The sequence below is a fragment of the Microvirga arvi genome (assembly GCF_016892765.1).
GTDB classification, from domain to species: Bacteria; Pseudomonadota; Alphaproteobacteria; order Rhizobiales; family Beijerinckiaceae; genus Microvirga; species Microvirga arvi.
This window is the reverse complement of the sequence record NZ_JAFEMD010000016.1, coordinates 1-21,067: the sequence shown is the minus strand read 5'-3', so window position 1 is coordinate 21,067 and position 21,067 is coordinate 1. Positions and strand designations below refer to the sequence as shown.

Sequence of the window (21,067 nt, the reverse complement as noted above, 5' to 3'; positions counted from 1 at the left end):
GGATCCCAAAAGTGCAAATCCATTCTTGGGTAGGATGCTCATGACAGTTCGGTCTTAGCCGATTGATTGACGTCGATGCTTCGGCTATGATCGAAGTATGAAAGAAGGTCCCGTCATCGCCTCCGTGGCCGCGCTTCTCGGCGATCCGGCCCGCGCCAACATCCTCACCACCCTCATGGACGGGCGGGCGCTGACCGTGAGCGAGCTCGCCGAAGCCGCGGGCGTCACGCTCCAGACGGCGAGCGGGCACCTCGCCAAGCTCGATGCTGCCAACCTGCTCGTCGCGGAAAAGCAGGGCCGCCACCGCTATTTTCGATTGTCCGGCCCCGATGTGGCGCAGGTGCTGGAGGCCCTGATGGGGTTGGCCCAGCGCACCGGCGCCACCCGGGTGCGGACCGGCCCGAAGGATGCGGCGCTCAGATCCGCCCGTGTCTGCTACGACCATCTCGCCGGTGAGCGGGGCGTTGCCCTGCTCAGGGGAGCCCGGCAGCAGGGGCTTATCGATGGGGAGAAGGATCTGGCCTTGACGGAGAAAGGCCGCGCCTTCTTCGCCGATTTCGGCATCGATCTGGCAGCGCTGGGAAAAAGCCGCCGCCCCGTCTGTCGCGCCTGCCTCGATTGGAGCGAACGGCACAGCCATCTCGGCGGCGCGCTCGGCGCCGCGATCCTTTCCGAAATGATCGACAAGAAATGGGTGCGGCGCGCGGCCGGGCGCGTATTGACCTTCACCTGCGAGGGTGTGGAGGGTTTCGAAGCGGCGTTCACGTCGATCCAGAATACGAGCTCACAGGCTGCTTGAGCCGCAAAAGCTCATTTCGTCCCTAACTCACCCTTAGCCCTCATCCTGAGGAGGATTGCATGAGCAATCCGTCTCGAAGGAGGTTCCAGTGCTCTCTGGAGCCTCCTTCGAGACGCAGCTGCGCTGTTCCTCAGGATGAGGGCAGAGTTAGATGAGCGATAATTTCAGGAGACCTCGTAAGACTCAAACACCTCGAACCCGAGCGAGCGGTAGAGCCGTAATGCCCCAGACGGATTGCTGGCTTCCACCTTCAGCTCGATATGTGGAGCTCCGCGATCCCGGAAGATGCGGAAGACATGGCTCAGCAGGGCTGCGCCCAAGCCCTGCCGGCGCAGGGCTGGAGCGACGGCGAGATCCTTCACGAAGGCGCTGGTCCAGCACTGCGCCACGCCGACGATCTCATCCCGCTCGTTCGCCGCGATGAACACCAACGCCGGATCGTATTCGGAATCGTCCCGCAGGCTCGGCCACCAGATCGCGAAGGGCTCGACATAGCCACCTCCGCGTGAATAGGCCTCCACCAAGAGCGCATGGACCTTTTGTGCGTGTCGGTCCGGCTCGAAGGGGATCGGCCGGATCCCGGTGGGCCAGGCGGACTCCGCGACGGGCTCGACGAGGGAACGGCGCATGCGAAGGACGAGGCGCTCGGCCATCGCTACTCTGCCGACCGCAGGGCCGCGGCGGCGCCCACCGTGCCGACCACCGCCGCGATCAACGACAGGGCGACGAGCACGAGGAACGGCGTCATGAAGGGAATCGTCCCACCGAGTGCTGCGTTGGCGGCCGAAACCCCGAAGATCAGGGTCGGGATCATGAAGGGCAGCACCAGGATCGCCAGGATCAGCCCGCCGCGTCGCAAGGACGAGGTGAGCGCAGCTCCCACCGCGCCGATGAAGGTGAGCGCGGGTGTGCCGACCAGCAGCGTCACCACCATGGCGAGCATGCCTTCCGGAGAGAGAGCCACGAGGAGACCGAGGAAGGGCGCGGCGATCGCCAGCGGCAGGCCCGTCACGAGCCAGTAGGCGACGACCTTCGCCAGTACCACGATCTCCAGCGGCGCGTGCGACAGGCGCAGGAGATCGAGCGACCCGTCCTCCTGATCGGCCTGGAACAGCCGGTCAAGGCCGATGAGCGTGGCGAGCAGGGCCGCGATCCAGAGGATCGCTGGGCCGATGCGCGAGAGCAGGTTCAGGTCCGGCCCGAGGGCGAAGGGGATCAGCGTCACGATCATCAGGAAGAAGATCAGCCCCATGACGCCCGAGCCGCCGACGCGGGCGGCGAGCTTGAGGTCGCGGACGAGGAGGGCGCGGAAGGATTTTAGCATTAGCCCTCTCCCCCTGTACCCTCTCCCCTATGCGGGAGAGGGTGGCCCAGAGGGCCGGGAGAGGGGAAGACAGAAGATGAGGATGCCCCCTCTCCCGCATAGGGGGGAGGGGTAAGGGTGCGCTCGATCCGGATCTCCTTGGCATCCTTCAGGAACAGCGGCGAATGGGTCGAAGCCGCGATCATGCCGCCGCTCTCCCGGTGGCGTTCGAGGATGAGGCGCAGGGTTTCCTGCGAGGCGGTGTCGAGGGCCGAGGTCGGCTCGTCGAGAAGCCAGAGCGGCCGATGCGCGACGAGCAGCCGGGCCAGCGCCACCCGGCGGCGCTGGCCGGCCGAGAGAAAGGCGACCGGCAGGCGCGCCGCGTGGGCGAGACCGACCGCATCGAGCGCCTCTCGGGGTTTCAGAGCCGGATTGCCCAAGAAGTCTCGGGCGAATTGCAGGTTTTCTTCGGCGGTGAGCGCAGTCTTCAAGGCATCGCGATGGCCCACATAGTGCAGGCACTCAGGCAAGGTCCGCTCGCCGGCATCATCCAGCAGAATCACGCCTCCTGCTGCCGGCAGGCGCCCGGCCAGGATGTCGAGGAGGGAGGATTTGCCGGCGCCGTTGCGGCCGGTGATCACCAGGGCCTCGCCCGGCAGGAGCGTAAAGGAAACGCCCTCGAAGATGCGCCGCTCTCCCCGCTCGCAGGCCAAATTGTTAACGCTCAGACGCAAACCCCGCACCCCTGCCCTGATTGCACCCCAGAATGGTTCTAAACCGTGTAGCGGGATGGTTGGAAATGATCTATAGCACCCCTGGCTGCGCCGCGCGCCAAGGCGTCCAATCCGCCTCGCGCGCTTACTCCCCTGTCCGGGCACCCCCGGAGCGGCGCGCGCTTATCGCGCTTTCGGCCGAACACATGTTCGTAACCCAAATGCACGCGAGGATTCGCCGTGACGCTCAACAACAGCTTCAATGCCCGCCAGACTCTTCAAGTCGGTGACAAGTCCTACACCTATTACTCGCTCAAGGAGGCCGAGAAGAACGGCCTGAAAGGCGCCTCCAAGCTGCCCTTCTCCATGAAAGTGCTGCTCGAGAACCTGCTCCGCTACGAGGACGGCCGCACGGTCACCAAGGCCGATATCGAGGCCATGGCCGCCTGGCTCGACAACAAGGGCAAGGACGAGAAGGAAATCGCCTATCGCCCCGCCCGCGTCCTGATGCAGGACTTCACCGGCGTTCCGGCGGTGGTGGACCTCGCCGCCATGCGCGACGCCATGAAGAACCTCGGCGGCGATCCGCGCAAGATCAACCCGCTCGTGCCCGTCGACCTCGTCATCGACCACTCGGTGATCGTGGACGAGTTCGGCACGCCGAAGGCCTTCGACCGCAATGTGGAGCTGGAATACCAGCGCAACGGCGAGCGCTACCGCTTCCTCAAGTGGGGCCAGACCGCGTTCGAGAATTTTTCCGTCGTTCCCCCCGGCACCGGCATCTGCCACCAAGTCAACCTGGAATTCCTGTCCCAGACCGTCTGGACCCGCAAGGACACCGCGACGGGCGAGGAGACCGCCTATCCGGACACCCTGGTCGGTACCGATTCGCACACCACCATGGTCAACGGCCTTGCCGTTCTCGGCTGGGGCGTGGGCGGCATCGAGGCGGAGGCTGCCATGCTCGGCCAGCCGGTCTCCATGCTGATCCCCGAGGTCATCGGCTTCAAGCTCACCGGCAAGCTCCGTGAGGGCGTGACTGCCACCGACCTCGTGCTCACCGTCACCCAGATGCTGCGCAAGAAGGGCGTGGTCGGCAAGTTCGTGGAATTCTACGGCCCCGGCCTCACCGACATGACGGTGGCGGATCGTTCCACCATCGGCAACATGGCGCCCGAATACGGCGCCACCTGCGGCTTCTTCCCGGTCGATGCCAAGACCATCGACTATCTTCGCACCACCAGCCGCACCGACGAGCGCGTCGCCCTCGTCGAGGCCTATGCCAAGGCGCAGGGCATGTGGCTCACCCCCGACATGGCGGACCCGGTCTTCACCGACACCCTGGAGCTCGATCTGGGCGACGTGGTGCCCTCGCTCGCCGGCCCGAAGCGCCCGCAGGACCGCGTGACGCTCGACACCGCCAAGCCCGAATTCCTCGGCGCCATGGAGAAGGAGTTCCGCAAGGCGCAGGAGATCGGCAAGCGCGTGAAGGTGGACGACGCCAATTACGATCTCGGCCACGGCGACGTGGTGATCGCGGCGATCACGTCCTGCACCAACACCTCGAACCCGAGCGTGATGATCGGCGCCGGCCTGCTCGCCCGCAATGCGGTGAAGAAGGGCCTGACCTCCAAGCCGTGGGTGAAGACCTCGCTCGCGCCCGGATCGCAGATCGTCGAGGAATATTTCAGGAAGGCCGGCCTGCAGGGCGACCTCGATGCGCTCGGCTTCAACCTTGTCGGCTTCGGCTGCACCACCTGCATCGGCAACTCGGGCCCGCTGCCCGAAAACATCTCGAAGGCGATCAACGACAACGACCTCGTGGCCGTGTCGGTGCTCTCCGGCAACCGCAACTTCGAGGGCCGCGTGAACCCTGACGTGCGCGCCAACTACCTCGCCTCGCCGCCGCTGGTGGTCGCCTATGCGCTCGCCGGCTCCATGCTGGTGGATCTCGTCAACGATCCGCTGGGCACAGGCTCCGACGGCAAGCCGGTGTACCTCAAGGACATCTGGCCCTCCTCCGTGGAAGTGCAGGAGTTCATTGACCGCACGATCACCAGCGAGCTGTTCAAGACCCGCTACGCCGACGTGTTCTCGGGCGATGCCAACTGGAAGAAGGTCACCTTCGAGCCAGGCCTCACCTATACCTGGCCGCCCGGCTCGACCTACGTGCAGAACCCGCCCTATTTCGAAGGCATGACCAAGGATCCGAAGCCCGTCACGGATATCGTCAATGCGCGGATCCTAGGCCTGTTCCAGGACTCGATCACCACCGACCACATCTCGCCCGCAGGCAACATCCGAGCAAGCTCGCCGGCCGGCAAATACCTGCAGGAGCATCAGGTCGCGGTCGCCGACTTCAACCAGTACGGCACGCGACGTGGCAACCACGAGATCATGATGCGCGGCACCTTCGCCAACATCCGCATCAAGAACCAGATGGTTCGTGACGAGAGCGGCCACGTGGTCGAGGGCGGCTACACGATCCATCAGCCGTCCGGCGAGCGGATGTTCATCTACGACGCCGCCATGCGCTACAAGGACGAGGGCGTTCCGCTCATCGTTCTCGCCGGCAAGGAATACGGCACCGGCTCGTCCCGCGACTGGGCGGCCAAGGGTACGGCGCTGCTCGGCATCCGCGCCGTGATCGCCGAGAGCTTCGAGCGTATCCACCGCTCGAACCTGGTCGGCATGGGCGTGGCTCCCTTCGTGTTCGAACAGGGCACGTCCTGGGAGACGCTGGGGCTAAAGGGCGATGAGACCATCACCATCAAGGGCCTGGCCGGCGAGCTGAAGCCGCGCCAGCGCATGGAGATGGAAGTCACTTCCGCCGACGGTTCGGTGCGGAACGTGCCGGTCCATTGCCGCATCGATACGCTGGAGGAGGTCGAGTACTTCCGCAACGGCGGCATCCTGCAGTACGTCCTGCGCCAGCTCGCGGCGTAAAGCGCGACACAAACAAAACGCCCGCTCTTCGCATGAGGAGCGGGCTCAAAAAATGCGGGGCGCTCCATCGCTGGAGCGCCCCGTTTTAGTTTCGTCAGATCACGAAGAAGTCCTTGTCGGTCATAGCTAGTTTCTTCGACAGCGTGGCGATCTCGACCGCCCTGCCCTTGCCGGAGCCGTCGGCGTCGTAGAGGAGCACACCCTTCTTCTTGTCGTAGATCACGTAGTCGTCCTTGTCCTTGGCCTTCGTGCCGACGGTGAAGAACGCTTTGTTCAGTTGAGCCGGTTTCTCGGATGTCCCGAGCTTGCCGAGCTTGGTGAAGACCTTGTTGTCGAGCCAGATCGAATCGTCCGTCACGACGAAGTCGTGGATCTTGTCGACATTGGTTTTCTTATTGGGCTTGGTGTCGAACACGAAGATGTCGCTGCCGGCGCCACCGGTGAGCGCGTCCTTGCCGGCACCGCCATAAAGCGTGTCATTGTCGTCAGCGCCAGAAAGCTGGTCGCTGCCTGCGAATCCGAACAGATTGTCACGGCCGACGCCGCCGATCAGGGCATTGTTCCCGTTTGTGCCGGTCTGAGTCTCGACCGCATCCTCAACCTGGATCGTGAACGCCTTCTCGTAGGTTGCACCGGCCTTGTCGGCCACCACGACCCGGATGTGATGTATCCGTGCCGTCTCATAATCGATCTTGGCACCGTCCTTGACCAGCAGGCGCCCATTCGGGCCGACCTCGAAACGGTCGTCGTTGAGCGAATAGGTGAAGCTGTCGCCTTCGTTCAAATCCGTGGCCGAGAGAACGCCCACGAGCGTGCCCCTTGCAGCACCTTCCTGCACCGAGGCATGGCTCAGGCTGATGTCGGTCGGGGCATGGTTTACCGGCGCCGGCACGTCCTTGATGGTGACGAGAAACTTTTGCGTTGCGGTGCCGCCTTTCCCGTCGTCGGCCTTCACCCGGATCTCGCGCGTCTCATCCGCCGTCACCTGGATGTCGCCCTTGGTCGCCAGTTCATACCCGATCACCACGCCGCCGCTCATGACGGGACGGATGGCAAACGCGCTCGACGCCGAGATGTCATTGCCGTTCTCGTCCACCAACGAATAGGCGAGCGTGTCGCCGTCCGGATCCGTTGCGCTCAGCGTCCCCACGACGACCGATGTGGCGCTCTCGTTGACATGGATCGACAGCGTCAGGCCCGTCGGAGCGCGATTGTCATCGGCAGGGTCATTGGCAACATTGATCGTTAAAGATTTCCTGGTCTCGCCGCCCTGGCCGTCCGATGCAACGACATGGAGGGTGTAGGAGCGCACGGCGTGCGCGCCGTCGTAGTTGAGCTCCTTGCCGGACGCGACCGCGATTCGCCCATTCTCATCGATCACGAACATGCCATCGGCATTGCCGCCAGCTTCGGCAGTCGTGTCGAAGGACCAGCTGACGGAATCGCCATCCTCGTCATCGGCCTGAAGAGTGCCAATGATCCTCGTTCCCTCCGTCACCTGGCCCGCATATCCGTCCAGCCGCACATCGGTTGGATCCTCATTCACGTTCGTGACGACGAGGGTGATCTTGCGAATGATGGAGAGGCCGCCGACATCCGTGACCTTGATCCAGAGCTCTTGCAGTCCGACCTGCGCGTCATCGAGGCTGGCCTTGAGTAGGAACTTATCGAAATCCGTTCCCGTGCCGATGGCAAAAAGCGCGTGTCCCTCGGGAAGGGAGTCGCCATTCGCGTTGGCGACGATCTCGTAGGTGAAGGTGTCGTCGATGTCGGCATCCTCGCCCTCCAGCGTCGCGACGGCCGCGCCTACGCCTGCATCCTCCGCGACCGTGCCGCCTGTGACCGAGAGGCCCGTCGGAGCGCGGTTGTCTTCCGAAGGATCGTTGGCGACGTTGATCGTGAACGAATGCGTGGTCGTGACGCCGAACACGGTCCTGGCCTCGACCACGATCGTGTAGGCATGAACGGCTCCTGGCCCGTCGTATTCGAGCGCCTTGTCGGGAGCGAGCCTGACGACGCCGTTCTCGATGACGAACATGCCATCGGCATTGCCGCCGCCTTCGGCGGTTGCGTCGAAGGACCAAGCGATGTCACCTTGATCAGCTGTCAGCGCGCCGATTTCGGTTTCACCCTCCACGACGGAAATATCATCCGTGCTGTCGGCCAGCTTGAGGCCCGATGGAGGATCGGCAGCGGTGGAAAGATCGATGGTCGATCCGGCGAACTGGAGGAATTCGATTCCCGTGAGCACATCCTTGCCGTCTCCAGCCGGCCGGGTATCGACCACCGCGAAGGAGCCGTCTGAATTCCTGGTGACGATGTAGGCGTCGCGGGTGCCCGCGAACACGGCCGTATCGCTGCCGTCGCCGCCATTCAGGATGTCATGGCCCGCGCCGCTGGCGAGGGTATCGTCTCCCGTGCCGCCATCGAGAGTGTCGTCTCCTGATCCACCGACGATCCCGTTGTCGAGGCCGTTGCCGGTACCGGTCAGGCCCTGCGGTCCGACGAGAGTGAGATGTTCGACGTGATTGCCCAAGGTGTAGCTGACCGAGGCGATCACCCGATCTTCGCCACGATCTTCATCCTCGGTGACCACATCGCCTGCATCGTCGACGATGAACGTATCGTTGCCGTACCAGCCCCAGAGTTCGTCAGCGCCTTCGCCGCCGTCGAGGGTGTCGTCTCCACCCATGCCGAACAAGCGGTCGTTTTCGCCCAGGCCCTCAAGAAGATTGCTTCCGCCGTCGCTGCCGAAGATCGTATTGGCGAGGCCGTTTCCAGTACCCGTGGTATTGTCATAGCCCTGCAGTTCGAGACTTTCGACATGATCGGGCAGGGTGTAGGAGACGTAAGCCACGACGTGATCGGCGATGCCGCCATCGGCGGTCTCGATCACCACATCTCCGGTGTTCTCGACAACATAAGTGTCATGACCGAGGCCGCCTTCCAGCGTGTCGGCGCCCTCTCCGCCTTCGAGGCGGTTGTCCTCTGCATCACCCGTGATGGTGTTGTCGAGAGCATTGCCCGTCACGCCGGCATTCGGGCCTCCATGTTCCGAGACTTCGTTCAGGTCGAAATCCTGGGCCTCGTCCAGAATGTAGCTGTTCAACGCTGGATCATACCGGTACTGGGCCATGATCAACTTGCTCCCCCGCAAGAGAAGGGGCTCCTAGGCCTCTTTTCCGGAAGAAACTCTTATCACGATATTTCATTTCGGCTATAGATCCGGGCTTGCATTCCGGATTCTTCAGTTTTCCCAAATGCAGATTACGGGCCGCTCGACTGTGCTGCCGAGCTAATTCTCGTCTTTTGAGGGCAGAATTTTCCTTTCCCTTGCGGCATTTTGGCCCGTCCCCAAACAGGGTTTCTTTGTTACAATATCATGCGTCGACAGCCGGCTTCGTCATCCATTAAGGTGCCGTTAACCCTTCCGGCGGAAAACTGGCGTCATTGCCTCTCTCAACCTGTTGCCAGAGCCATGAGCGACCTTCTCGTCAGTATCCGTCATGCAAAGCCCGATGATGCGGCTTGCCTGTCGAAGGTCTTCGATGCGGCCTGGCGGGAGGCCTATAGCGGCATCATCCCGGGGGTGACCCTCGAGAAGATGTTTTCCCGGCGCAGCGAGCGCTGGTGGCGCTCCACCGTCTCCCGCGGGCGCCCGCTCGTGGTGCTGGACATCGGCCAGGGCGTGGTCGGCTACGCCTCCTATGGCCGCTGCCGCGACCGGACCTTGCCGGCAAAGGGTGAAATCGACGAGCTCTACCTGCTGCCGGAATACCAGGGCATCGGCTTCGGACGCCGGCTCTTCAATGCGGTGCGCAACGATCTCCGGCACCGCGACCTCGGCAGGATCGTCGTCTGGGCCCTGGAGGACAACAGCCGCGCCTGCGCCTTTTACGAAGGGATGGGCGGGCAGAAGGTCGCCCGCGTCGAGGAGCGCATCGGCAGGACGCCGCTGGCCAAGGTGGCCTATCTCTTCGGCTGACGGCATTCCGGCCCGGATGAGGTCTCCTCTCGGCTAGAGCATCGGACCCAAAAACCGGAACCACTTTTCGCTGGCGCGGTCCGCTGGGTCCGCACGATGCGCTAAAAGCCTAAAAATCCGGTCTTCGGTCCTTGTTGCGGGAGCCCGCTCCGGCTAGTGAAGCGTCCGAACTCCAGGGGGCAGCCGTCCGGAATCCGGACTCAAGGCCGCTCCCAAGTCCAGCTTCTGCCGCATTTTCACCGGTGTCACGGCGTCCCCTTCAGTGAGAACGCCACACCTGGGACGATGCTCAAGCCTTGTTCGGGAGAACAGCTCTATGCGCCTTGACGCGATCAAGATTGGAAAGAATCCGCCGGACGACGTGAACGTCGTCATCGAAGTGCCGATCGGCGGCGAGCCCATCAAGTACGAGATGGACAAGGAATCCGGTGCGCTCGTCGTGGACCGCTTCCTCTACACCGCCATGCGGTACCCCGGTAATTACGGCTTCATCCCCCACACCCTGTCGGGCGACGGCGATCCTTGCGACGTGCTGGTGGCCAACACCCGGGCGATCGTGCCCGGCGCGATCATGAACGTGCGCCCGGTCGGCGTTCTGGTGATGGAGGACGATGCCGGTCAGGACGAGAAGATCATCGCCGTTCCGTCGAGCAAGCTGACCCAGCGCTACGACCGGGTGGCGAACTACACGGATCTGCCCGAGATCACCATCAAGCAGATCGAGCACTTCTTCGAGCACTACAAGGATCTCGAGCCCGGCAAATGGGCCAAGATCATCCGCTGGGGCGATGCCGAAGAGGCCAAGCGTCTGATCGTCGAAGCCGTCGAGCGCGCCAAGAAGTAAGGCTCGCTCCCGATTTTAAAGCTTTTAAGGCCAGGCGATTGCCTGGCCTTCGTCTTTCAATCCGACGATCGGGACCGGCCGAGAGCCCTCCGCCAGCCGGGCGTCAGATGACGAAAAAGTCCTTGTGGCTGATCTTCAGGCCCTTGCCGAGACTGGCGAACTGGATCGCCTTGGCCGATCCGGACCCGTCGGGGTCGTAGAACAGGGCGCCGCCCTCCTTGTAGTAGAGGATGCGGTCGTCCTTGTCCTTGAAATGATCGCCCACGACGAAGGCCTTGCTCGACAGGGCGCCCTTCGCGATCTTGCTGAAGATCTTCCGCGACAGGTGGACGATGTCGTCTGGCGGATTGAAGTCCTGGATGTAGTCGAGGTTCGATTTCGCATTCGGCTTCTGATCGAACACGAAGACGTCCCGGCCTGTCCCGCCGACGAGCGAGTCGTTCCCAAGTCCGCCCATGAGCGTATCGTTGCCGATCTGGCCAAAGAGCGCATCGTTGCCGCTGAGGCCGGAGAGCTTGTCGTTGCCGGACTCGCCCACCAACTGCTCGCCTTTCGCGGTGCCGGAAAGGACCAGCGGAGTCGTCTCGACGACGTTGCGCACATTGATGGTGAAGGTCTCCGTGAAGACGCCGCCATATTCGTCCTCGGCCCTGATCGTGATCGTGTGCTGCGCCACCTTCTCGAAATCGAGCGCCTTCAGCAGGACGATCCCCGTGCCGCTGCTGTTGAAGCCGAAGACGTCGCCCGGATTGGAGACGAAGCTGTAGGTCAGGTCGTCGCTATCCGGATCGGTGCCACTCAGAGAGCCCAATGCAGCTCCCACGGCCTTGTCCTCGGAGAGGGAGGTGCCCGACAGGGAGATATCGGTCGGATTGCCGTTGGTGAGGGCAATCGTCTTGTCCGAGAATTTCACCAGGCGCACGTCTTTCAGCGTATCGGTGCCGTCCGTCTTCGTTCCTCGGGCATGGGTGATGGTGTATGAGCCATCGGCGTTCAGGACCCTGTCGTAGTCACCGCTTGCGCCGGAGAACACGGCCATGTCCTCGCCTGTGCCGCCATCGAGCGTGTCATTGCCTCCGCCGCCGGTGAGGGTGTCGCTGCCGCCGTTGCCGACCAGCCGGTTGTCGGCCGTGTTGCCGGTGAAGACGTCGTGGCCGGAGCCGCCCTCCAGATTCGTAATCCCGATCAGGAAGTCGACGCCGGCGCCGACGGTGATCTGACCATCCGATCTCGTGAGATCAGCCTTCACGCCGGCAGAGCCGGAATAGCGGACCGTGTTGATGCCGGCTCCGCCGTCAAGCCGGTCATTGCCGGCGCCGCCGTCGAGCGTGTCGTCGCCGTCGCCGACTTCGAGAATGTCGTTGCCAGATCCACCCGCGAGGCTGTCGTTGCCGTCACCGCCCACGAGGCTGTCGTTGCCGGTGCCGCCGTCGAGCGTGTCGTTGCCGTCGCCGCCGCTGAAGATATTGTCGGCCGCGTTTCCGGTGAGAAGATCGCCAAAGGCGCTCCCGACGAGGTTCTCGATGTCGACGAGAGTATCGGTGCCCTGACCGCCGCTGACGGCCTGCGCTGTGGTCTTGCTGAGATCAACCGACACACCGACTGTAGCCTCGGTGTAATCCACCGTGTCGATGCCGGCGCCGCCATTCAGAACATCGTCGCCTGTCCCACCGGCGAATGTTTCGGATCCTGCCCCGCCATAGGCGGTGTCGTTGCCGCTTCCGAGCTTGATGATGCCGCCGGTCGCGGATCCCCTGATCCCGTCATAGAGATCGTCGCCTTCCTTCAAATCCATCAGGATGGCATTGGTCGCACTGGACGTGGTCTGCAGAGTGCCGGTGTTGACGATGCGGTCGGTGCCGGCACTGCCCTCGATGGCAAGGCCTGCCGCCGTGATCGTTCCGGAATTGTAGATCGAGTAGGGTTCCACCCCTGAGAGGCGTACGGCTGCCCCGCTCCCCGACAGGGACCGGATGGTGCCCTCGTTGATGACGGTACTTCCATGTCCCGTCAGGTCGAGTCCAAAAGTCTGGCCGGTGATGGTTCTGGTTTTCCCGATCAGGATGTAATCCGTCTCGTTCGCCTTGATGCCGGCTCCGGTGTCACTGACGATATCGGTATCGATAACAACATAATTGATCCCGTTCAGAGAAAGCCGGGCTTCTGCGGTGTCTGCAGGAAGGTCGGCGGGATCATCGTAGACGACGCTGGACATGGAGCATCCGTAGCTTGACGGGAGGAGGAAGCCCGCAGACTACATTATCACATACCTAAAAGGAATTACTTCAAAGGCTCGGATTCGGAGGTACCCCTAAAGGGACTCGCCCCGCAGAAGGCGCGGCGGCTCGCGCCCGGTCAGGCCGGCCGCCTCGCGGATGAAGAAGCGCTTCAGGCCCGGCATGCGGTCGACGAGGCCGAGGCCGAGATCGCGGATCAGCCGCACCGGCAGGACATCGTTGGAAAACAGCCGGTTGAGCCCGTCCGTCACCATGCCCATGGCGGTGATGTCGGTCCGGCGCGCGCGCTCATATCCGTCGAGCACGTCGGCTCCTCCCGGATCCATGCCGAGGCGCATGGCATCCGTGACGATCTCGGCGAGCGCCGCCGCATCGTGCAGGCCGAGATTGAGCCCCTGGCCGGCGATGGGGTGGATCACATGGGCGGCGTCCCCCAGGAGCGCGAGGCGCTCGGCCACGAACCGCCGGGCCACGCCGAAGGACAGGGGATAGGCCTGCGGCTTCGTCTCGAAGGAGAGTTTTCCGAGTTGCAGCCCGAAGCGGCGCTCGAGCTCGGAGAGCAGATCCTCGGGATGGGATTCGAGCAGGGCCGCCACATGATCGCTGCGCTCCGTCCAGACGATGGAGGAACGGTGCTTCAGGCTGCCGTCGGCCTGCACCTCGGCTTTCAGGGGCAGGATGGCGAAGGGGCCGGAGGGCAGGAAATGCTCCACCGCCCTGCCCTCGTGATCGCGCTCATGGACGATGGTCGCGACGATGCCGGATTGCCTGTACGGCCACGAGATCCAGCCGATGCCCGCCTGCTCGCGCAGGCGCGAGCGCCCGCCGTCGGCGGCCACCAGCAGGGCGGCCGGCAGGACTTCCCCGCCCGCCAGGGTCACATCGGTGCGGGCGCCTTGAACCGCGAAGCCCTTCACGCCCTCGGGCCTTAAGTTCACGCCGCTCTCGCGGCAGGCGTCAATCAGAGCCGCCGTCAGATCGCCTGCGGTGATCATGTGCGCGAAGGGCTCGTTCCCGTCGACCTCGCCCGCGAAGGTCAGGAAGGTCGGGCGCACCGGATCCTGCAGGCGGCTGTCGGTGATCACCATGTCGAGGATGGGCTGCGCCCTGTCCGCCACCTGGTTCCAGACGCCGAGAGCCTCCAGCATCCGGCGCGCGGCGGCCGCGATGGCATAGGAGCGCTTGTCCCCGTGCGGGTCGCGCTTCAGCGCCGGATCGCACATGACCACGTCGATCCCGTCAGCGAGCGCTTTCTTCAGCGCCAGGGCCAGGGACAATCCGGCGAGGCCCCCACCCGCAATGACGATGCGCGGTTGTGTCGAGCTGGCTGCTGCGCTCATCGCCCTCTCCTTAGCCTCAAACGTTATAGGTGGGTGTCAGCCATCCATTCGCCAGCGTCAAGCTTGACGTGTCGAGGCTGCTCCCCGATGGATGACCTTTCGTGATCACAGGATTGTCGAAGCTCATGTCCCGCGCCGTCACCGACCTTCTCTCCATCTTGGACCTCGAACAGCTCGAGGTGAACCTGTTTCGCGGGCAGAGCCCGAAGAGCGGCTGGCAGCGGGTGTTCGGCGGACAGGTGATCGGGCAGGCGCTGGTGGCCGCGACCCGCACGGTGGACGGGCGCCATCCCCATTCGCTGCATTGCTATTTCATGCTGCCGGGCGACCCCAAGGTGCCGATCATCTACGAGGTCGACCGCATCCGCGACGGCAAGAGCTTTACCACGCGCCGGGTTCTGGCGATCCAGCACGGTCATGCGATCTTCGCCATGTCCGCCTCCTTCCATCTGGAGGAGGACGGCTTCACGCATCAGGCCGAGATGCCCAAGGTGCCGGGGCCGGACGAGCTTCCCAGCGAGGAGGAGGTGAAGGGCGGGCTGCTCCTCAAGATGCCGGAGCCCATGCGCACCTATTACGAGCGCGAGCGCCCGCTGGAGATCAGGCCCGTGGAGATCAACCGCTATCTCTCGCGCGAGCCGGGCGAGCCGCGCTTCCATGTGTGGATCAAGACCACCGGCCGCCTCCCCGACGATCCGGCGATTCATCAGAGCGTTCTGGCCTACGCCTCCGACATGACGCTTCTCGACACCTCGCTGATTCCCCATGGGCGGACGGTTTTCGAGCCCGAGATCCAGCCGGCGAGCCTGGACCATGCCATGTGGTTCCACCGGCCCTTCCGCGCCGACGAATGGCTGCTCTACGCCCAGGACACCCCGAGCGCCGGCGGCGCCCGCGGCCTCTCGCGCGGGCTTATCTTCCGGCAGGACGGGACCCTGATCGCCTCAGTGGCCCAGGAAGGCCTCATCCGCGAGCGGCGACGCTGAGCCTGGTTTTACCTCTCCCCGGTGGGGAGAGGTCGAGCGCAGCGAGGGTGACGGGGAGAGCGCTCTCCGGAAAGGGCATAACCCCTCACCCGCCGCGCTCACGCGCGTCGACCTCTCCCTCAAGGAGAGGTGAACCAGCGCCCTACCTTTATCGACTATCTCCACTCTCACCCTAGCCCTTCTCAAAAAGGAGGAGGGAGAAGTGCCTGCGAATAAAGACGTGGGTTTTGACTCCATCTGCTCAAAAATTCATCACCCAGGCCACTTTCTAGCCAAATCCCCGCTGCCTCGAAAAGAGGCAGCATTGTCTTGCCATGGCCGACAGGTCTTGGCACGCTTCTTGCGTAAAGCCCCACGACACCCGTCCTTGAGGCCGGGTTCACGTGGAAACCGTTGCCTGAGTTTTCCGGGCAGACGTTCAAAGGGGGCTTAACCCATGAAAATTGTGATGGCGGTCATCAAGCCGTTCAAGCTGGAGGAGGTGCGCGACGCGCTCACCGCCCTCGGCGTGCACGGCCTCACCGTGACCGAGGTGAAGGGCTACGGGCGGCAGAAGGGCCATACCGAGATCTATCGCGGCGCCGAATATGCGGTGAGCTTCCTGCCGAAGCTGAAGATCGAGGTGGCCGTGGCGAGCGAGCTGGTCACCCCGGTGATCGACGCGATCACGGCAGCGGCGCGCACGGGCCAGATCGGCGACGGCAAGATCTTCGTCACCTCGCTCGAAAGAGCGGTCCGCATCCGTACGGGCGAGACCGACACCGACGCCCTTTGATGTCCTCATTGACCGATTTTTCCGGAGTTTGATCCGATGACGTTCCGACCTCTTCTCCTGCCGGCGCTCGGTGCGCTGGGTTTAAGCCTCGCGGTCCTCGATCCTGCCCTGGCGCAGGACGCCGCCGCTGCGGCTCCCACCGTCAACAAGGGCGACACCGCCTGGATGCTCGTCTCGACGATCCTCGTGATTCTCATGACGATCCCGGGGCTGGCCCTGTTCTATGGCGGCCTCGTGCGCACCAAGAACATGCTCTCCGTGCTCATGCAGGTCTTCGCGGTGTTTTCCCTCGTCGGCATCCTCTGGGTGACCTACGGCTATTCGCTCGCCTTCTCGTCCGGCGGCGAAGGCACGCTGGGCGCCATCATCGGCGGGTTTTCGAAAGCCTTCCTCGCCGGCGTGACCACGGATTCCACCGCCGACACCTTCACCAAGGGCGTGGCGATTCCGGAATTCACCTTCATCGCCTTCCAGCTCACCTTTGCGGCCATCACCCCGGCCCTGATCGTCGGCGCCTTCGCCGAGCGCATCAAGTTCTCGGCGGTGATGCTGTTCACGGGCCTGTGGCTGACCTTCGTTTATCTCCCGATCGCCCACATGGTGTGGTTCTCCGAAGGCTATCTCTTCGGCCTCGGCGCCCTGGACTTCGCGGGCGGCACCGTCGTTCACATCAACTCGGGCGTCGCCGGCCTCGTGGGCGCCCTGCTTGTCGGCAAGCGCATCGGCTATGGCCGCGACCTGCTCGCCCCGCACTCGCTGACGCTCACCTTCGTCGGCGCCTGCCTGCTGTGGGTCGGCTGGTTCGGCTTCAATGCCGGCTCGAACCTCGAGGCCACGGGCGGCGCGGCGCTGGCGCTCCTCAACACCATCGTGGCGCCGGCGGCGGCCGGCCTCGCCTGGATGACCGTGGAGGCTCTCGCCAAGGGCAAGGCCTCGCTGCTCGGCATCGCCTCGGGCGCGGTCGCAGGGCTTGTGGCCATCACGCCGGCCGCCGGTCTTGCCGGCCCGATGGGCTCCATCGTGCTCGGGCTTGTCGCCGGCGCGGTCTGCTACTTTGCGGTCACGGGCGTGAAGAATGCGCTCGGGTATGACGATGCGCTGGACGTGTTCGGCATCCACGGCGTCGGCGGCATCATCGGCGCCATCGGCACCGGCATCGTCGCGGCTCCTTCGCTCGGCGGCTACGGCATCGGTGAGTACTCGATCGGCGGCCAGCTGGTGACGCAGGTCATCGCCGTGGTGGTGACCCTGGTCTGGACCGGCATCGGCTCCGTGGTGCTCTACAAGGTCACCGATCTGATCGTCGGCCTGCGCGTCACGCAGGACCAGGAGCGCGAAGGCCTCGACCTCGCAGACCACGGCGAGCGCGCCTACAACTACTGAGGCCTTCCAGAGGCTAGAATGAGGAAGCCCCGGTCATCGCGGCCGGGGCTTTTCTTATGATCGTGTTAAAAGCGTCATCCCGGACGAAGCGCAGCGAAGATCCGGGATCGTGTGCAAGATGGAGCTCTGGTTCCCTCCCCCTTGCGGGGAGGGGCAGGGGTGGGGGTGGTCCGACCGGGTGAGCAATAAGGCCAATCCGACGCTGTAATCCGCTGTTGCTTTGATCACGAAGCGCAGCGTTCTGACTTTTCGACCCCCACCCTCGCTCCCTCCCCGCAAGGGGGAGGGAAGATCGCGCCACACTCGTCCAGCGATCCCGGGTCGGCTTGCTCCGTCCGGGATGACGGCAGGGTGTCTCACCCGTTCTTCACAAGCTGCCGCAACTTTGCCCGCCGCGTCTCCTCCGGCTCCTGGAAGTTGGACGTGCCGTAGAATTCGCCCTTGCTGTCCATGAGGAACAGGGTGGCCGAATGGTCCATGGTGTAGTCCTGCTCCGTCGGCACCTTGCGGTAATAGATCTTGTAGGTGCGCGCCGCCGCCGCGATCTCCTCCTCCGTGCCGGTGAGGCCGACGATGCGCGGGTCGAAGGAGGCGAGATAGGTCTTCATCAGCTCCGCGGTGTCGCGCGCCGGATCGACCGTGACGAACACCGCCTGCAGCCTGTCCGCATCTTTGCCCAAAGCCGCGAAATCCTGGGACAGGTCGTAGAGGGTCGTCGGGCAGACCTCAGGGCAATGGGTGAAGCCGAAGAAGACCACGAACGGTTTGCCCTTCAGGTTCTCTTCGGTGAAGGGCTTGCCCTCGTGGCTCGTGAGCCGGAACGGACCGCCGATCGGCACCTTGCCGGCGCTCTGCTGCGGCCCCGAGGGAAAGAGCAGCAATCCCGCCGTCACGACGAGCACCAGAAGGCCCGTCGTGAAGACGAGGAACGGCACGAGAAGACGTCTCGGATTCATCGCTCCCTCCTTCTTCAATGCTTGTGCTCGGCCGGAGCGGCCCCGCCGATGCCGCGCACCGTGTATTCCACCTCGACGGAGCCGGCCTTCTCGAAGGTGAGCGTCCCCCTGACGGTCTGACCCTCCTTCAGCGGCTCCTTGAGGTCCACGAACATGAGATGGAGCCCGCCTGGCTTCAGTTCGACCGTGGCGCCCGGCTTGATCTCGAGCCCGCCCTCCACCGGCTTCATGCGCATGACGTCGCCGTCGAGCCGCATCTCATGCACCTCGACCTTGGAGGCCAGCGGGAACGAGCCGCCGGTGAGACGGTCGGGCGCCGCGCCGGTGTTGGTGATGCGGAGATAACCGCCGCCGACCTTGGCCCCGCCGGGGGTGGCGCGCGACCAGGGCTGCTCGAGGGTCAGGGACCCTGCCTTCCTCGCGGTCGATACGGCGCCTGCAGCGGCGACGATCCTCACGCCCGGCGCGGGCGATTTCAGGCTGTGCGCGTCCTGGCCCTCGGCGGGCACCTGGACCCATTCCTCCACCACGCCGTCGCATTCCTGCACCACGGGGAAGAAGACCGTCGCGCCCGGCTGATAGGCATCGGTGAAGCGGGCCTGGAACACGAACTCGTCGTAATGCCCGTCGTCGAGGGAGCCGGACCAGACGATGTCGGTCACGCCCTCCGAGACCGCCTCCCCGTTCACCTGGTAGGCCCGCACATAGGCGCCCTTGGCGGTCTCCAGCTTCCAGCCGGGCTTCGGCATGGGCTTGACGGCGACGATCCCTTCCGGGATCCGGATGCGCACCTTCAGGGTCGGCTTGCCGGCGCAGCCGTGCGGGATGCGTAAAGTGGCCTTGTAGGTGGAATCGGGCGAGGTCTGCGCATTCTCGAAGGAGACATGCGCGAGGGAAGGCGACGATACGGCCATGAAGGCGGCGGCCAGCGCGCCGAGGCGGGACGAGGTCATTGGAGGAAGTCCTTGCAGGGATTTTAGGAACGGTCGGACGGCGATCAGCCGAGGCGCGGCGGCGCGCGCGATCCCAGAGGCAGGACGTTGGAGGTGAGGCGCAGATGCGGCGGATCCGCAGCCCGGACGCTTGCGACGGCAAGAGGCGCGAGCCGTTGAAGATAGCCGGATGCCGGGGCGGGCCCGGCCGCGCCCGAGCCGTGGCAGCTCAGGGTGCAGCAGAGATTTTCGTGAGCCTTCGCCGGGGAATGGTCCGGAGCGGACGCGCCGTCCCGCAGGCAGATGATCCCCTGCGGCTCTGCTGCCGTCGCCGCATGGATCGCGCCGCTGACGGAGAGGAGCAGGGCCTGCAGGACGAAGGCATAGGCCATCAGCGCCACGATGGCGGCGCGCGTCCAGCCCTGTGCCGAGGTCCTGCGTCTCATGGCCGGGACACTGATCTTTTGAGGATTGTCCGTCAACAGCGCAAAAAGCCTCGTAGGGTTAAAGGACCCTTAACCCGCTCGCGCTAGCATCCAGGCAATAGTGTCTCGTCCCATGGTTTTTTAGAGTGGTTTGATGCGCGCGGCCCGCCGTTCTTCTTCCGCCTATGATGGCCTCTTCAGCTCGTTAAGAGCCTTCCTGGCCCGCCGGGCGCAGGAGCTGACGGGCCTGTGCCTGATCGCCGTCGCCGGCGCGGTGGCGGTGGCTCTCGGCACCTGGTCCGTGGACGATCCGAGCCTCAACAACGCCACCGATCTGCCCGTGCGCAACCTCATCGGCTGGCCGGGCGCAATCGCGGCCGACCTGCTCATGCAGCTCCTGGGGCTCGGCGCCATCGCCGCCGTGCTGCCCCTGGCCCTGTGGGGCTGGCGCCTCATGAAATCGGGCGAGCTCGGCCGCATCCAGCTCCGCCTGGCCCTCTGGGTCATCGGCGCAGGCGCCGCGACGGCGCTCGCCAGCGCCCTGCCCCCGACCCAGAGCTGGCCCCTGCCCACGGGCCTCGGCGGCGTGGTGGGCGATGCGATCCTGGCCGGCGCAAAGGCCGTCACGGGGCTGTCCAGCGGCTCGGCCAGCGCGGTGCTGGGCTTCCTCTTTGCAGGCATCGCGATCCTGAGCCTCTCCGCCGCCTGCGGCCTTGGACCGGCGGACGACAGGCATCATGAGGAGCCGGAGGAGATCGAGGATCCCGTGCCGGTCCGGCGCCGCAAGATCCAGGATTGGGACGAAGCGGAGGAGATCGGTCATGACGAGCCCGGCTGGGGCATCGTCTCCCTCGGCGCCCTGGCCCATGGCCTCATGAGCCTGCGCGCCAGCGCCCGGCGCTGGAAGGAAGGCCGCAGCCCGGCTCTCGATGACGCGTACGAGACCGCGCCGCCCGCACGCTCCGCCCGCCAGCCAGGCCTGCGGCGCGAGCCTGTCCTCGACGGCGCGCCTGCACGCCCGCGGCCGGCGCCGGCCTCCGTGCCGATGCATGACGAGGACGGCGCGTGGGACGAGGACGACGCTCCGCCTCCGCTCTCGTCTCGCCCTGCCCCGAGACCCGAGCCTGCCGCCACCCGGGTCGCGCCGGCGCATACGGCGCCGAAGCCCGGCAAGCGCATGGTGCGCGAGGCGCAGCCCTCGCTGCTGGACGAGGAGAACTACCAGCTGCCCCAGCTCAACCTGCTCGCCGAGCCCAAGCGGCCCGCAGGCCCGACGATCTCGGCCGACGCTCTCGAGCAGAACGCCGCCCTGCTCGAAAGCACTCTTGAGGATTTCGGCGTCCGCGGCGCCATCTCCAAGGTCAATCCCGGTCCTGTGGTCACTCTCTACGAGCTTGAGCCAGCGCCTGGGACGAAGTCGTCGCGGGTGATTTCTCTGGCCGA

At 64.7% G+C, this 21,067-nt stretch carries 17 protein-coding genes; 8 read left to right on the top strand and 9 right to left on the bottom strand.

Annotation, left to right across the window (positions count from 1 at the left end):
• Positions 1 to 97: 97 nt before the first annotated feature.
• Positions 98 to 799, top strand: coding sequence for an ArsR/SmtB family transcription factor (locus ILT44_RS11875; RefSeq protein ID WP_204239792.1), 702 nt, complete (start codon positions 98 to 100; stop codon positions 797 to 799).
• 164 nt (positions 800 to 963) lie between these two features.
• On the opposite strand, the gene ILT44_RS11870 is transcribed toward ILT44_RS11875, so the two are convergent.
• The 3 genes from ILT44_RS11870 to ccmA are packed head-to-tail and all read right to left on the bottom strand — an operon-like array spanning position 964 to position 2,836.
• Positions 964 to 1,452, bottom strand: a complete 489-nt coding sequence (locus ILT44_RS11870) for a GNAT family N-acetyltransferase (protein ID WP_204239791.1) — start codon at positions 1,450 to 1,452, stop codon at positions 964 to 966.
• Between the two features lie 2 nt (positions 1,453 to 1,454).
• Positions 1,455 to 2,123, bottom strand: a complete 669-nt coding sequence (gene ccmB, locus ILT44_RS11865; protein ID WP_204239790.1) for a heme exporter protein CcmB — start codon at positions 2,121 to 2,123, stop codon at positions 1,455 to 1,457.
• A complete protein-coding gene (gene ccmA, locus ILT44_RS11860; protein ID WP_204239789.1) occupies positions 2,123 to 2,836 on the bottom strand; it encodes a heme ABC exporter ATP-binding protein CcmA in 714 nt (237 codons plus the stop codon). Before ccmA ends, ccmB begins: the two co-directional genes overlap by 1 nt.
• A 219-nt stretch (positions 2,837 to 3,055) precedes the next feature.
• Between ccmA and acnA the strand changes: the two genes are divergently transcribed.
• Positions 3,056 to 5,761: an aconitate hydratase AcnA gene (gene acnA / locus ILT44_RS11855; RefSeq protein WP_204239788.1), complete on the top strand. Its 2,706-nt coding sequence runs from the start codon at positions 3,056 to 3,058 to the stop codon at positions 5,759 to 5,761.
• 94 nt (positions 5,762 to 5,855) lie between these two features.
• Here acnA and ILT44_RS31620 read toward each other — a convergent pair whose 3' ends face one another.
• Entirely contained in the window at positions 5,856 to 8,897 is a 3,042-nt protein-coding gene (locus ILT44_RS31620; RefSeq protein WP_305070692.1) for a hypothetical protein, read from the bottom strand.
• A 342-nt stretch (positions 8,898 to 9,239) separates the two neighbouring features.
• On the opposite strand from ILT44_RS31620, the gene ILT44_RS11835 reads away from it, so the two are divergent.
• On the top strand, positions 9,240 to 9,746 hold the full coding sequence (locus tag ILT44_RS11835) for a GNAT family N-acetyltransferase (RefSeq protein ID WP_204239787.1): 507 nt from the start codon (positions 9,240 to 9,242) through the stop codon (positions 9,744 to 9,746).
• 316 nt (positions 9,747 to 10,062) lie between these two features.
• Positions 10,063 to 10,590: an inorganic diphosphatase gene (ppa, locus tag ILT44_RS11830; RefSeq protein WP_204239786.1), complete on the top strand. Its 528-nt coding sequence runs from the start codon at positions 10,063 to 10,065 to the stop codon at positions 10,588 to 10,590.
• Positions 10,591 to 10,693: 103 nt separating this feature from the next.
• Here ppa and ILT44_RS11825 read toward each other — a convergent pair whose 3' ends face one another.
• Positions 10,694 to 12,805, bottom strand: coding sequence for a hypothetical protein (locus tag ILT44_RS11825; protein WP_204239785.1), 2,112 nt, complete (start codon positions 12,803 to 12,805; stop codon positions 10,694 to 10,696).
• A gap of 96 nt (positions 12,806 to 12,901) precedes the next feature.
• Positions 12,902 to 14,167: a ubiquinone biosynthesis hydroxylase gene (locus tag ILT44_RS11820; protein ID WP_204239784.1), complete on the bottom strand. Its 1,266-nt coding sequence runs from the start codon at positions 14,165 to 14,167 to the stop codon at positions 12,902 to 12,904.
• A gap of 125 nt (positions 14,168 to 14,292) precedes the next feature.
• On the opposite strand from ILT44_RS11820, the gene tesB reads away from it, so the two are divergent.
• The 3 genes from tesB (at position 14,293) to ILT44_RS11805 (ending at position 17,311) form a co-directional block, all read left to right on the top strand.
• Positions 14,293 to 15,153: an acyl-CoA thioesterase II gene (gene tesB, locus ILT44_RS11815; protein ID WP_204239892.1), complete on the top strand. Its 861-nt coding sequence runs from the start codon at positions 14,293 to 14,295 to the stop codon at positions 15,151 to 15,153.
• A gap of 436 nt (positions 15,154 to 15,589) precedes the next feature.
• Positions 15,590 to 15,928 (top strand): P-II family nitrogen regulator, encoded by a 339-nt coding sequence (locus tag ILT44_RS11810; protein ID WP_204239783.1) that lies wholly within the window; start codon positions 15,590 to 15,592, stop codon positions 15,926 to 15,928.
• A 36-nt stretch (positions 15,929 to 15,964) separates the two neighbouring features.
• A complete protein-coding gene (locus ILT44_RS11805; protein ID WP_204239782.1) occupies positions 15,965 to 17,311 on the top strand; it encodes an ammonium transporter in 1,347 nt (448 codons plus the stop codon).
• Positions 17,312 to 17,667: 356 nt separating this feature from the next.
• Here the strand turns inward: ILT44_RS11805 and ILT44_RS11800 are convergent, their stop codons facing one another.
• Genes ILT44_RS11800 through ILT44_RS11790 form a run of 3 tightly spaced genes read right to left on the bottom strand, consistent with a single transcriptional unit; the run spans position 17,668 to position 19,645 of the window.
• Entirely contained in the window at positions 17,668 to 18,267 is a 600-nt protein-coding gene (locus ILT44_RS11800; RefSeq protein ID WP_204239781.1) for an SCO family protein, read from the bottom strand.
• Between the two features lie 14 nt (positions 18,268 to 18,281).
• Entirely contained in the window at positions 18,282 to 19,220 is a 939-nt protein-coding gene (locus ILT44_RS11795; RefSeq protein ID WP_239468138.1) for a DUF1775 domain-containing protein, read from the bottom strand.
• Positions 19,221 to 19,264: 44 nt separating this feature from the next.
• Positions 19,265 to 19,645: a hypothetical protein gene (locus tag ILT44_RS11790; RefSeq protein WP_204239780.1), complete on the bottom strand. Its 381-nt coding sequence runs from the start codon at positions 19,643 to 19,645 to the stop codon at positions 19,265 to 19,267.
• Between the two features lie 133 nt (positions 19,646 to 19,778).
• On the opposite strand from ILT44_RS11790, the gene ILT44_RS11785 reads away from it, so the two are divergent.
• On the top strand, positions 19,779 to 21,067 hold a 1,289-nt coding region (locus ILT44_RS11785), incomplete at its 3' end, for a DNA translocase FtsK 4TM domain-containing protein (RefSeq protein ID WP_204239779.1).